Annotated in this window: 14 protein-coding genes; 8 read left to right on the top strand and 6 right to left on the bottom strand. The window is 66.9% G+C overall.

All coding sequences use genetic code 11. The features are described from left to right. Position 1 precedes the first annotated feature (1 nt). Positions 2–319 (bottom strand): DUF2288 domain-containing protein, encoded by a 318-nt coding sequence (locus PHLH3_RS07115; protein WP_111260598.1) that lies wholly within the window; start codon positions 317–319, stop codon positions 2–4. A 302-nt stretch (positions 320–621) separates the two neighbouring features. Between PHLH3_RS07115 and PHLH3_RS07110 the strand changes: the two genes are divergently transcribed. The 5 genes from PHLH3_RS07110 to PHLH3_RS07090 all read left to right on the top strand — a co-directional run bounded on the left by PHLH3_RS07110 (position 622) and on the right by PHLH3_RS07090 (position 5,510). Continuing rightward, positions 622–1,743, top strand: a complete 1,122-nt coding sequence (locus tag PHLH3_RS07110) for a branched-chain amino acid ABC transporter substrate-binding protein (RefSeq protein ID WP_021219241.1) — start codon at positions 622–624, stop codon at positions 1,741–1,743. Positions 1,744–1,858: 115 nt separating this feature from the next. Next, positions 1,859–2,782 (top strand): high-affinity branched-chain amino acid ABC transporter permease LivH, encoded by a 924-nt coding sequence (gene livH, locus PHLH3_RS07105; protein WP_111260597.1) that lies wholly within the window; start codon positions 1,859–1,861, stop codon positions 2,780–2,782. Next, on the top strand, positions 2,779–4,038 hold the full coding sequence (locus tag PHLH3_RS07100) for a high-affinity branched-chain amino acid ABC transporter permease LivM (RefSeq protein ID WP_173176365.1): 1,260 nt from the start codon (positions 2,779–2,781) through the stop codon (positions 4,036–4,038). Before livH ends, PHLH3_RS07100 begins: the two co-directional genes overlap by 4 nt. Beyond that, positions 4,038–4,805, top strand: a complete 768-nt coding sequence (livG, locus tag PHLH3_RS07095; protein WP_021219238.1) for a high-affinity branched-chain amino acid ABC transporter ATP-binding protein LivG — start codon at positions 4,038–4,040, stop codon at positions 4,803–4,805. The genes PHLH3_RS07100 and livG overlap by 1 nt, the downstream gene beginning before the upstream one ends. Positions 4,806–4,808: 3 nt before the next feature. Further along, positions 4,809–5,510 carry an ATP-binding cassette domain-containing protein gene (locus PHLH3_RS07090; RefSeq protein ID WP_043242782.1) on the top strand — a complete coding sequence of 234 codons (702 nt, stop codon included), beginning with the start codon at positions 4,809–4,811 and terminating at the stop codon, positions 5,508–5,510. A gap of 194 nt (positions 5,511–5,704) precedes the next feature. Here the strand turns inward: PHLH3_RS07090 and PHLH3_RS07085 are convergent, their stop codons facing one another. After that, positions 5,705–6,619 carry a LysR family transcriptional regulator gene (locus tag PHLH3_RS07085; RefSeq protein ID WP_213628707.1) on the bottom strand — a complete coding sequence of 305 codons (915 nt, stop codon included), beginning with the start codon at positions 6,617–6,619 and terminating at the stop codon, positions 5,705–5,707. A 115-nt stretch (positions 6,620–6,734) separates the two neighbouring features. On the opposite strand from PHLH3_RS07085, the gene PHLH3_RS07080 reads away from it, so the two are divergent. Beyond that, complete coding sequence (locus tag PHLH3_RS07080) at positions 6,735–7,334, top strand: short chain dehydrogenase (RefSeq protein ID WP_213628706.1); 600 nt, start codon at positions 6,735–6,737, stop codon at positions 7,332–7,334. 3 nt (positions 7,335–7,337) lie between these two features. Here PHLH3_RS07080 and PHLH3_RS07075 read toward each other — a convergent pair whose 3' ends face one another. After that, a complete protein-coding gene (locus tag PHLH3_RS07075) occupies positions 7,338–7,733 on the bottom strand; it encodes a DUF488 domain-containing protein (RefSeq protein ID WP_213628705.1) in 396 nt (131 codons plus the stop codon). 66 nt (positions 7,734–7,799) lie between these two features. Between PHLH3_RS07075 and PHLH3_RS07070 the strand changes: the two genes are divergently transcribed. Further along, on the top strand, positions 7,800–8,462 hold the full coding sequence (locus PHLH3_RS07070) for a hypothetical protein (RefSeq protein ID WP_213628704.1): 663 nt from the start codon (positions 7,800–7,802) through the stop codon (positions 8,460–8,462). Positions 8,463–8,591: 129 nt separating this feature from the next. Then, the gene (gene gap / locus PHLH3_RS07065; protein WP_213628703.1) at positions 8,592–9,590 is read left to right on the top strand and encodes a type I glyceraldehyde-3-phosphate dehydrogenase; all 999 of its coding nucleotides are present in this window, start codon (positions 8,592–8,594) and stop codon (positions 9,588–9,590) included. Between the two features lie 3 nt (positions 9,591–9,593). Here gap and PHLH3_RS07060 read toward each other — a convergent pair whose 3' ends face one another. From PHLH3_RS07060 to PHLH3_RS07050, 3 genes are read right to left on the bottom strand one after another with little or no spacing between them, the layout of a single operon-like run. Then, positions 9,594–10,106 (bottom strand): GNAT family N-acetyltransferase, encoded by a 513-nt coding sequence (locus PHLH3_RS07060; protein ID WP_213628702.1) that lies wholly within the window; start codon positions 10,104–10,106, stop codon positions 9,594–9,596. Between the two features lies 1 nt (position 10,107). Beyond that, on the bottom strand, positions 10,108–11,202 hold the full coding sequence (locus PHLH3_RS07055; protein WP_213628701.1) for a PLP-dependent cysteine synthase family protein: 1,095 nt from the start codon (positions 11,200–11,202) through the stop codon (positions 10,108–10,110). Between the two features lie 9 nt (positions 11,203–11,211). Next, on the bottom strand, positions 11,212–12,117 hold the full coding sequence (locus PHLH3_RS07050) for a DMT family transporter (RefSeq protein WP_213628700.1): 906 nt from the start codon (positions 12,115–12,117) through the stop codon (positions 11,212–11,214). Between the last annotated feature and the right edge of the window lie 43 nt (positions 12,118–12,160).

The raw sequence follows: 12,160 nt of genomic DNA, 5'->3' as shown, positions 1-12,160 counted from the left end.
ATCAGTGCCGGGTCGGCGCCTCGTCGCGCTCCTGGATCAGCACCCAGGGGGCGACCACCACGGCCCAGAGCTTGGGGTCGCGCGCCAGCAGGTCCTGCGCACGGGTCTCCTCGACCTTGCTCAGCGCACCACGGCCCAGCAGCTCGGCGACCTTGGGCTTGTCGTCCTCGGCGACGGCCAGGGCCACGCCGACGAGGTCCTCGGCGCCCTCGACCCAGAGCAGCGCGCCCCGTGCGAAGAAGGGCTGCAGCTCCTCCCAGGTGATGGCGGCGGTCTCGCCAAGCAGCTTGGCATAGAGGGTGCTTGAGGAATCGTTCATGGCTTGCTCTGAGTGGGAAAGTAACGGTTGCAGGGCGGGCAATGATAACCAACGCCTGCCATCTTGTTCACAAGTCCAGCCAGACGCTTCCTGCTCCAATCGGGGCACGCCGTTTTTCTATACGTTTGTTGTGATTAAGCGACATAGGAACATTCACCCCCCATGTGTCGGCTTTTCAAGCCGCAAATCGGCACTCTACACTGTACCGGTACAGTTGCCGCGGGATATGGCGGGGTGGAAAAAGGACCCTGTCCTGTAGGCAATCAGGACAAAAACAACGAAAAACATAAGAGTGGAGCACTATGAACAAGGCTACCAAGCAGATTTCCAAACTGTTCGCCGCCATGGCCCTAGCCGGTGTTGCCAGCTACTCCGTAGCCGCCGACACCATCAAGATCGCCCTGGCCGGCCCGGTAACGGGTGCTGTCGCCCAGTACGGTGAGATGCAGTTCATCGGCGCCAAGATGGCGATCGAGCAGATCAACAAGGCTGGCGGCGTGAACGGCGCTCAACTGGAAGGCGTGGTGTACGACGACGCCTGCGACCCGAAACAAGCGGTCGCCGTAGCCAACAAGATCGTCAACGATGGCGTGAAGTACGTCGTCGGCCACCTGTGCTCCAGCTCCACCCAGCCCGCGTCCGACATCTATGAGGACGAAGGCATCCTGATGATCACCGCGGCGTCCACCAGCCCGGAAATCACCTCCCGTGGCTACCAGCTGGTGTTCCGCACCATCGGCCTGGACAGCCTGCAAGGCCCGACCGCCGGCAACTTCATCGCTGACCACATCAAGCCGAAGACCGTCGCCGTCATCCACGACAAGCAGCAGTACGGCGAAGGCATCGCCACTGCCGTGAAGCAGACCCTGGAAGCCAAGGGTGGCAAGGTCGCCCTGTTCGAAGGCATCAACGCCGGCGACAAGGACTTCTCCGCCCTGATCGCCAAGCTGAAGCAGGCCAACGTCGACTTCGTCTACTACGGCGGCTACCACCCGGAACTCGGCCTGCTGCTGCGCCAGTCGGCTGAAAAAGGCCTGAAGGCCCGCTTCATGGGTCCGGAAGGCGTGGGCAACAAGGAAATCTCGGCCATCGCCGGCCCGGCCTCCGAAGGTCTGCTGGTCACCCTGCCGAAGTCCTTCGACCAGGATCCGAAGAACCAGGCCCTGGTCGACGCCTTCAAGGCCAAGAACGAAGACCCCACCGGCCCGTTCGTATTCCCGGCCTACGCCGCCGTGCAAGTGATTGCAGAAGGCATCAAGAAAGCCGGCGAGGACGACACCGCCAAAGTGGCCGCAGCCCTGCGCGCCAACAGCTTCGCCACCCCCACCGGCAACCTCTCCTTCGACGAGAAGGGCGATCTGAAGGACTTCAGCTTCGTGGTTTACGAATGGCACAAGGACGGCACCAAAACCGAAGCCAAATAAGCTTCCCGCCTTAGCCCAGAGCCCACTGCGAGAGCAGTGGGCTTTGTTTATTCGAGATTTGCGGGCTCCGCTGCGCCACAAGCGCCGCTTTACGTGATGCCCGAGGAGTTGGGGAATGCCTGATCTCTATCACTACCTGCAACAGCTGGTTAACGGCCTGACCGTTGGCAGCACCTATGCCCTGATCGCCATCGGCTACACCATGGTCTACGGCATCATCGGCATGATCAACTTCGCCCATGGCGAGGTTTACATGATTGGCTCGTACGTGGCCTTCATCGTAATCGCCGGACTCACCATGTTCGGTATCGACAGTCTGCCCATCGTCATGATCGCGGCCTTCTCCGCGAGCATCATCGTCGCCAGTGCCTACGGCTACAGCATCGAACGGGTCGCTTACCGGCCGCTGCGCGGCAGCAACCGCCTGATCCCGCTGATCTCCGCCATCGGCATGTCGATATTCCTGCAGAACGAGGTCCTGCTCGCGCAGGATTCCAAGGACAAGGCGATTCCCAACCTGATCCCGGGGAACTTCGTGTTCGGCGAAAGCACCATGAACGGGGTGACCATCTCGTACATGCAGGTGCTGATCTTCGTCGTCACCTTCCTGGTGATGATGGGCCTCACCCTGTTCATCTCCCGCTCGCGCCTCGGACGCGCCTGCCGCGCCTGCGCGGAAGACATCCGCATGGCCAACCTGCTGGGGATCAACACCAACAACATCATCGCCCTAACCTTCGTCATCGGCGCCACCCTGGCCGCCGTCGCCGCGGTGCTGCTGGGCATGCAATACGGCGTGATCAACCCGCACCTGGGCTTCCTCGCCGGCATCAAGGCCTTCACCGCCGCGGTACTCGGCGGCATCGGCAGCATCCCGGGCGCCATGCTCGGCGGCCTGGTCCTCGGCGTGGCCGAAGCCTTCGGCGCCGACATCTTCGGTGACCAGTACAAGGACGTCGTGGCCTTCAGCCTGCTGGTCCTGGTGCTGCTGTTCCGACCCACCGGCATCCTCGGTCGTCCGGAGGTCGAAAAAGTATGATCAGCCAGAAATCCCTCAAGACCGCGTTCTTCAGCGCGCTGCTGGTCCTGGCCGTCGCCTACCCGGTGATGGGCCTGAAGCTCAGCACCGTGGGCATCAGCCTGCAGGTGCAGGGCGCCAGCCCCGCCGTGCTCTGGACCATCGCCGGTTGCGCCATCGCCATGTTCTTCTGGCAACTGTTCCGCACCCGCCTGATGGGCGCCTGGGACAGCGCGCCGAAGCTGCCGAAGCTCTCCAGCAAGGCGAGCAACTTCCTCACCCTGCCCTCCACCCAGCGCTGGATCATCCTCGGCCTGGTGGTGGTCGCCCTCGCCTGGCCGTTCTTCGGCTCGCGCGGTGCGGTGGACATCGCCACCCTGATCCTGATCTACGTGATGCTCGGCCTCGGCCTGAACATCGTGGTCGGCCTCGCCGGCCTGCTGGACCTGGGCTACGTCGGCTTCTACGCCGTGGGCGCCTACAGCTACGCGCTGCTGTCGCACTACTACGGCCTGGGCTTCTGGGTGTGCCTGCCGATCGCCGGCATGATGGCCGCGCTGTTCGGCTTCCTGCTGGGCTTCCCGGTGCTGCGCCTGCGCGGTGACTACCTGGCCATCGTGACCCTCGGCTTCGGCGAGATCATCCGCATCCTGCTGCGCAACCTCACCGAGATCACCGGCGGCCCCAACGGCATCAGCAACATCGAGAAGCCGAGCCTGTTCGGCCTCTCCTTCGAGCGCCGTGCGGCCGAAGGCATGCAGACCTTCCACGAGTACTTCGGCATCGCCTACAACTCGGTGAACAAGGTGGTGTTCCTCTACCTGATCGCCCTGCTGCTGGTGCTGCTGACGCTGTTCGTGATCAACCGCCTGCTGCGCATGCCCATCGGCCGTGCCTGGGAAGCGCTGCGCGAAGACGAGATCGCCTGCCGGGCACTGGGCATGAACCCCACCATCATCAAGCTCTCCGCATTCACCCTGGGCGCCTGCTTCGCCGGTTTCGCCGGCAGCTTCTTCGCCGCCCGCCAGGGCCTGGTGACCCCCGAATCCTTCACCTTCATCGAGTCGGCGATCATCCTCGCCATCGTCGTGCTGGGTGGCATGGGTTCGCAGCTGGGGATCATCCTCGCTGCGGTGGTGATGATCCTGCTGCCGGAACTCGCCCGTGAATTCAACGAGTACCGCATGCTGATGTTCGGCGCCCTGATGGTGCTGATGATGATCTGGCGTCCGCAGGGCCTGCTGCCCATGCAACGTCCCCACCTGGAGCTGAAGTGATGAGCCGCCCGATTCTCGAAGTAAGCGGCCTCTCCATGCGTTTCGGCGGCCTCCTGGCCGTCAACGGCGTGGCACTGTCCGTCCAAGAAAAGCAGGTGGTCTCGATGATCGGCCCGAACGGCGCCGGCAAGACCACCGTGTTCAACTGCCTGACCGGCTTCTACCAGCCCACCGGCGGCAGCATCCGCCTCGACGGTGAGCAGATCGAAGGCCTGCCGGGCCACAAGATTGCCCGCAAGGGCGTGGTGCGTACCTTCCAGAACGTCCGCCTGTTCAAGGAAATGACCGCTGTGGAGAACCTGCTGGTCGCCCAGCATCGTCACCTCAACACCAACTTCCTCGCCGGCCTGTTCAAGACCCCGGGCTTCCGCAAGAGCGAGCGCGAGGCCATGGACTACGCCGCGCACTGGCTGGAGCAGGTCAACCTGACCGACGTCGCCAACCGCCCGGCGGGCACCCTCGCCTACGGCCAGCAGCGTCGCTTGGAGATCGCCCGCTGCATGATGACGCGCCCGCGCATCCTCATGCTCGACGAGCCGGCCGCCGGCCTCAACCCGCGCGAGACCGAGGACCTCAAGGCCCTCATCGCCCTGCTGCGCAACGAGTACAACGTCACCGTGCTGCTGATCGAGCACGACATGCACCTGGTCATGAGCATTTCCGACCATATCTACGTGATCAACCAGGGCACGCCCCTGGCCGACGGTACGCCGGAGCAGATCCGCAGCAACCCGGATGTGATCAAAGCCTATCTGGGGGAGGCCTGAGCCATGCTGAGTTTCGACAAGGTTTCCACCTTCTACGGCAAGGTCCAGGCGCTGCACGAGGTCAGCATGGAAGTCAGCCGTGGCGAGATCGTCACCCTGATCGGCGCCAACGGCGCCGGCAAGTCGACCCTGCTGATGACCCTCTGCGGCTCGCCGCGTGCGGCCAGCGGCAGCATCCGCTACCTCGGCGAGGAGCTGGTGGGCCAGGAGTCCAGCGACATCATGCGCAAGAGCATCGCGGTGGTGCCGGAAGGCCGCCGCGTGTTCGCCCGCCTGACGGTCGAGGAGAACCTGGCCATGGGCGGTTTCTTCACGCCCAAGGGTGATTACGACGAGCAGATGGACAAGATCCTCGGCCTCTTCCCGCGCCTCAAGGAACGCTTCGAACAGCGCGCCGGCACCATGTCCGGCGGTGAGCAGCAGATGCTCGCCATCGGCCGCGCGCTGATGAGCAAGCCGCAACTGCTGCTGCTCGACGAGCCGTCCCTGGGCCTGGCGCCGATCATCATCCAGCAGATCTTCGACATCATCGAACAGCTGCGCCGTGATGGCGTGACCGTGTTCCTCGTCGAGCAGAACGCCAACCAGGCGCTCAAGCTGGCGGATCGCGGCTATGTGCTGGAGAACGGGCGTATCGTCATGCAGGGCACCGGCGAAGCGCTGCTCACCGATCCCAAGGTGCGCGACGCCTACCTCGGCGGCTGATCCCCGCGGCACTCCGACAACGGCCCCTTTCGGGGCCGTTTTCGTTGGTGCCGGGAACAAAGGCCGGGAGCCATACCGCAGGTTGGCGCCGGGCGCAGCGAGGCCCAACATCACGCTGCCCGGCCCCGCTGCGTTGGGTTTCTCAGACGTAGGATGGGTAGAGCGCAGCGAAACCCATGCTGAGCAGGAGCCCTCTACAGCCCCAACCTGTCCAGCGCCCTACGGCTGCGTTCGAACCAGTCCAGCAGGTAATCCATCAGCACCTGGGTGCGGCGTGGCAGGCCGCCCTGGTAGGGATGCACGAGGAACACCGGTGACTGCCGCGTCTGGTAGCCGCGCAGCAGCCACACCAGGCGCCCATCGGCCAGCTCGTCGTGCAGCATGTAGGATGGCAGCCGGGCGATGCCGGCCCCGGACAGCGCCGCCTTCTTCAGCAGGCTGTAGTGATTGCTCGCCAGGTTGCCCGCCACCTGCACCCGCTCCAGCTGGTGCTGGCGGTGATAGAGCCACTCCTCGTGGCCCGCGTAGTGGGTGTTGAGCAGGCACTGGTGCCCGCCCAGTTCCGCCGGCGCTTTCGGCTCGCCGTGGCGGGCCAGGTACGCGGGTGCGGCGCAGGTGATCTCCTCCAGGGAGAACAGCGGCCGCGCCACCAGGCGCTCGTCCAGGTGCGGACCGGAACGCACGCCCAGGTCGTAGCCTTCCGCCACCAGGTCGCGGTAGCTGTTGCTCAGGTCCAGCTCCACCCGCACCTCGGGATGTCGGCGGGTGAACTCCAGCAACAGCGCATCGAAGAAGGTCTCGCCCAGGGACACCGGCACGGTGATGCGCACCCGCCCGGCGATCTCCTCTTGCAGCCGCTGCACCGCCTGGCGCGCCCGGTTGGCCTGGGCCAGCAACGCCTGGGCCTCGGGCAGCAGCGCGGCGCCGGCGGCGGTCAGGTCCAGCCGTCGCGTGGTGCGGTGCAGCAGGATGGCGCCGAGCCCCGCTTCCAACTGACGGATACGCTTGGACAGCTGCCCCTTGCTGCAACCCAGGCGCTCGGCGGCGCCGGTGAAACTGCCCACCTCCAGCAGCACGGCGAAGGCCGCCAGATCATCCATCTCGCTCATGAAGAGCCCCTCACTGTTTCCACATGAGAACCACAGGTTTCCGATTGCCTGGATTATCGACAACAAAGGCGACTCTACACTGGCTTCAGTCATCCACACACACAGGAATCGACCCATGAAGATCATCCTCATCGGTGCCAGCGGCACCATCGGCCGGGCCATCGACGACGAACTGAAGGAGCGCCACGAGATCATCCGCGTCGGCCACAGCAGCGGCGACTTCCAGGTGGACATCCGCGATGCCGCGTCGATCCGCCGCCTGTTCGAGCAGACCGGCCGCTTCGATGCGCTGATCAGCGCCACCGGCAAGGTGCATTTCGGCGCCCTGGCGGAGATGGGCGAGGCGCAGTTCGCCGTGGGCCTGGCGGACAAGCTGATGGGCCAGGTGAACCTGGTGCTGATCGGCCGCGAATTCGCCAAGGACGGCGCCTCCTTCACCCTCACCTCGGGCGTGCTCAGCGACGACCCGATACGCGCCGGCGCCTCGGCGAGCATGGTCAACGGCGCCATCGACAGCTTCGTGAAGAGCGCCGCCATCGAGCTGCCCCGTGGCCTGCGCATCAACAGCGTCAGCCCCACGGTGATCGAGGAAGCCCTGCCCTCCTACGGCCCCTTCTTCAGGGGCTACAAGGCCGTGCCCGCCGCCCTCGCCGCCCTGGCCTATGCCAAGAGTGCAGAAGGCGCGCAGACCGGCCAGGTGTACCGCGTCTGGTAGGGCTCAGGCCTCGCCGGCATAGCACACCGGCGAGGCGGACGGACCTTCGCGGTCCAGCTCCTCCTCGAGGAACTCGGCCAGCACCCGGGCGTTGTTGGCCTGCTCGTCCTTGGCGGCGAACAGCAGCGTCAGCCGACCTTCCCGGGCCATCTGCAACAGGCCCTGCCAGTGCTCGGGGTGGGCCGCCAGTTCGCCGCGATAGCGCAGGCGAAACTGATCGAACAGCACCGGGTCGTGGCAGAAGTCCCGGCGCAGCTCGGTCGAGGGCGCCACGTCGCGCAGCCAGGCGTCGAGCGCCAGCGCCTCCTTGCGGCAGCCCCGTGGCCACAGCCTGTCGACCAGCACCCGACGCCCATCGTCGTGGCGCCTCTCCTCGTAGACCCGCCTGCACTGGATCATCGCGCCTCCCTTGAGATAGTCGATGCGCCCCGGTAACGTGGCCGCTTCCTTAAGGAGGCCCCCCGAATGCGCGTTGTCCGCCCACTGCTTTTCAGTCTGCTCCCCCTCTTCGCCGGCTGCCAGGTGTTCTCCACCGACGACGCCCCCGCGCCGCTGGCACCGCGTACCCAGGGTGAACTGAGCGCGGACGCCGGGCGCCTGCTGTTGCGCCCCTGCTCCGAGCAGCGCCGCTTCGTGGTCGCCGACAGCGGCGCCACCGGCATCCTCCAGGAAGCCGCCACCCTGCTGGACGACGGCCCCGGCCCGCTGTTCGTCGACCTGCGCGGCAACCTCGGCGCCGCCAAGGGCGCCGACGGCCAGATGGACGTCACCCAGCTCTATCGCCTGCAACGCGAAGGCCACGGCTGCGAGGACCTGAACTTCAAGCGCCTGCTGCTGCGCGCCAGCGGCCACGAGCCGGAGTGGAACGTCAACGTCAACGCCAAGGGCCTGGTGCTGGAGCAGCTCGGCCAGGAGCCCGTCGCCCTGCCCTACATGGAGGAGCAACTGCCCGACGGCCGCTTCAACCTCACCAGCGAAGCCAACGGCAAGCGCATCGAACTCTGGGTCGCCCCGCAGCGCTGCGTCGACTCCATGAGCGGCTCGGTGCAGCACCTGACCGCCGAACTGCGCCTGGACGGCAAGCCCCTGCGTGGCTGCGCCTACTTCGGCGGCTCGCGCAACGAGTGACCGCCGCCCGGCCGACCCGGGCCGGGCTCCTTTCTCCCAGCACTCTCGGCCGCGGCCACCGGCCGGCCGAGGCGCACGGGCCGCCGCCAGCTCCTAAGCTTGTGCAAGGACAAGCAGAAGGAGAACGTCATGCTGCGCATCGCACTGAATGGATATGGCCGCATCGGCCGCGCCCTGGTCCGCGCCCTGTTCGAACGGGGCCTCGACGCCCGCGTCCGGATCGAGGCGATCAACGACCTCGGCGACGCCGCCACCCTCGCCCACCTCACCCGCTTCGACTCCACCTTCGGCCGCTTCGCCTGCCCCGTGAAGCTGAACGGCGACCGCATGGACATCGGCCTGCAGTCGATCCGCCTGCTCGCCGAACGCGACCCGGTGCGGCTGCCCTGGAGCGAACTGGGCGTCGACCTGGTGCTGGAGTGCTCCGGGCGCATGAAGAGCCGTGAGCAGGTCGAGCGCCACCTGGCCGCCGGCGCCCCCCGGGTGCTGCTCTCGCACCCGCTGGACAGCGCCGACCTGACCCTGGTCTATGGCGTCAACCACGAGTTGCTGGGCGACCAGCGAATCGTTTCCAACGCCTCCTGCACCACCAACTGCCTGGCCCCCCTGGCTCAGGTGCTGCACCAGGCGTTCGGCATCCGCAGTGGCCTGGTGACCACGGTGCACGCCTATACCAATGACCAGAACCTGCTGGACAAGACCCACGACGACCTCTATCGCGCCCGCGCCGCCGCCCTGTCGATGATCCCCACCGGCACCGGTGCGGCGCGCGCCATCGGCCTGGTCATCCCCGAGCTGGCCGGGCGCCTGGACGGCATGGCGGTGCGGGTGCCGACGCCCAACGTCTCGCTGGTGGACCTCTCCTTCATCGCCGAACGCCCGGCCAGCCGCGAGGCGGTCAACGCCGCCCTGCGCGAGGGTGCCGCGCGGATGCCTGCCGGGGTGATGGAATGCAACGAGGAGGCGTTGGTCTCCACCGACTTCAACGGCCACCCGGTCTCCTGCGTAGCGGATCTCGGCCACACCCGCGTGCAGGGCGAACTGGTCAAGGTGCTGGCCTGGTACGACAACGAATGGGCCTTCGCCAACCGCATGCTCGACGTGATGCTGGCCTGGCTGGAGCGCTGAGCCTCAACCCACCCGCAGGTGGCAGAGCGTCGTGCGCCGCGAACCGGTGGCACGGCGCTCCGGGTCATCGAAGGTGCGCACCTCGCGGAAACCCGCCTTGCGCATCATCCCCGCAGAGCCTGCGTTTTCCTCGTGCCGCTCGATGAACACATCGCCCACGCCCTGGGCCGCCAGGCGCTCGACCACCGCCACCAGCAACCGCGAGCCCAGTCCGCGCCCGGCCAGATCACGGTGCACCACGGCCTCGCAGATGTAGGCGCGGGGCAGGTCGCCACGCGTCACGTCCTGGTCCTCGGCGAATGCCTCGCACCGATGGAAGGTGACGAAGCCCGCCAGGCGTCCCGCCTCCTCGGCCAGATGCGCCTGCACGCGCCCCCCGGCGATACCGCCCAGGTGCTCGCGCACCTCGGCTTCGGGCAGGAAGTTCCAGGGGTTGGGACCGTGCTCGAAGATGAAGCCGGCGAGCGACTCGATGTCCTGCGCCCGGGCGGCGCGCAGTTGGAAGCCGGCCGTCATCTCAGAGGCCGGCCAGTTGGATGGAGTCGGGCAGCGCCGCGCCCTGCTCCGCACAAGCCGTGATGGTCGCGATCAGGGGGGCCAGGTCGTAGCCCTGGGCCTGCACCCAGGCATCGTCGTAGTAGGTGGTGGCGTAGCGCTCGCCGCCGTCGCAGAGGATGGCGACCACAGAGCCCTTCTCCCCCGCCGCGACCATGCGCAGGCCCACCAGCAGCGCGCCCACTAGGTTGGTGCCGCTGGAACCGCCGACACGCCGCCCAAGGCGCTGGGCCAGGTAGCGCATGGCGGCCAGAGACAGCGCGTCCGGCACCTTGGCCATGGCGTCGATCACCTCCGGCAGGAAGGACGCCTCCACGCGCGGCCGGCCGATGCCCTCGATGCGCGAGCCGCAGTCCAGGGTCAGGCTGCGGTCGCCGCTGCGGTAGGCATCGAAGAACACCGAGCGCTCGGCGTCGGCGCAGAACACCCGGGTGCGGTGCTGGCGATAGCGCACGTAGCGGCCCAGGGTCGCCAGGGTGCCGCCGGTGCCGGGGCTGGAGACCAGCCAGGCGGGCTCGGGGAAATGCTCGTGGCGCAGCTGCTGGAAGATCGACTCGGCGATGTTGTTGTTCGCTCGCCAGTCGGTGGCCCGCTCGGCGTAGGTGAACTGGTCCATGAAATGGCCGCCGCTTTCGCGGGCCAGGCGCTCGGATTCGGCGTGGATCTGCGTCGGGTCGTCCACCAGGTGGCTGCGCCCGCCGTAGAAGGCGATCTGGGCGATCTTCTCCCGCGAGGTGGACGCCGGCACCACGGCGATGAAGGGCAGGCCCAGCAGGCGGGCGAAATAGGCTTCGGAAATCGCCGTCGAACCGCTGGACGCCTCGATCACCGGCGCCCCCGGCTTCAGCCGGCCGTTACACAGCGCGTAGAGGAACAGCGAGCGCGCCAGGCGGTGCTTGAGGCTGCCGGTGGGGTGGCTCGACTCGTCCTTGAAGTACAGCTCGATACCCGGAAGGCCCGGGAGCTCCAGGGGAATCAGGTGGGTGTCGGCGCTGCGCTGGAAGTCCGCCTCGATGATGCGCAGGGCTTCGCGGGTCCAGCTACGGATGTCTTGCATGACGACCTCTCAGTCCAGGATGCCGGCGGGAGCCGGAGGAGCGCTGCGCCACTGGCTCAGGGCCACCCCGGCGAAGACCAGGGCGGCGGCGCCGAACTGCATGGGGCTTAGGCGCTCGTCCAGCAGGAGCATGGCGAAGATAAGGGTGAACACCGGGATCAGGTTGATGAACCCCGATGCCTGGCTGGCCGGCAGGCGGCCCACGCCGAAGTTGTAGAGCCCATAGGCGCCGACCGTGACCACCACGCCCAGGTAGAGCATCGAGCCGATGGCCAGTGCGCCGGGCGCTTGCGGCAGCGGCGCGGTCAACGCGGCGACGGGCAGGAAGAACAGCGCGCCGATGAACGCCTGCATCGCGGTGAGCAGGAACACCGAATAGCGCGCCGACAAATGCTTGAGCAGCAAGGTGTAGCCGGTGGCGCAGACCATGGCGAGGAATTCGTAGAAGTTGCCCAGCAACGGCGCCGTGGCGTGCGCGTCCGCCTCGCCGGCCAGGCTCAGCCACACGGCACCGGCCACCGCCAGGAGGAAGCCCGCCAGGGTGGTGCGGGTGATGCGCTCACGGAGGAAGGCGTAGGCGCCGACCGCCACCAGCAGCGGCAGCAGCGCGGTGATCATCCCGGCCTGGGCAGCGCTGGTGTGCTGCAGCGCCAGGGCCTCGAAGATGAAGTACAGGCAGGGTTCGCAGGCGGCGAGGCCGAGGAAGTATTTCCAGTCCCCGGGCCGGGGATCGCACTCACCGCGCCAGCGCCACGCGAGCACGAAGACCAGGCTGCCGAAGGCCATGCGCGCAAAGATCACCCACATGGGCGCCACTTCGCGGAAGGCCAGCTTGAGGGCGATGAAGGAGCTGCCCCACAAGGCCATGGCCAGGACCAGGCAGGCGACCGCCACCCAACGACCTTGCTGCGCCATCGCCTGCCTCCGGGAAAATCACAAGTCTAGGCGCCGGGCCGGC

It is taken from the genome of Pseudomonas sp. Pc102 (assembly GCF_018408275.1).
GTDB lineage: Bacteria > Pseudomonadota > Gammaproteobacteria > Pseudomonadales > Pseudomonadaceae > Metapseudomonas > Metapseudomonas tohonis.
This window is presented reverse-complemented; position numbering and strand designations above follow the sequence as displayed.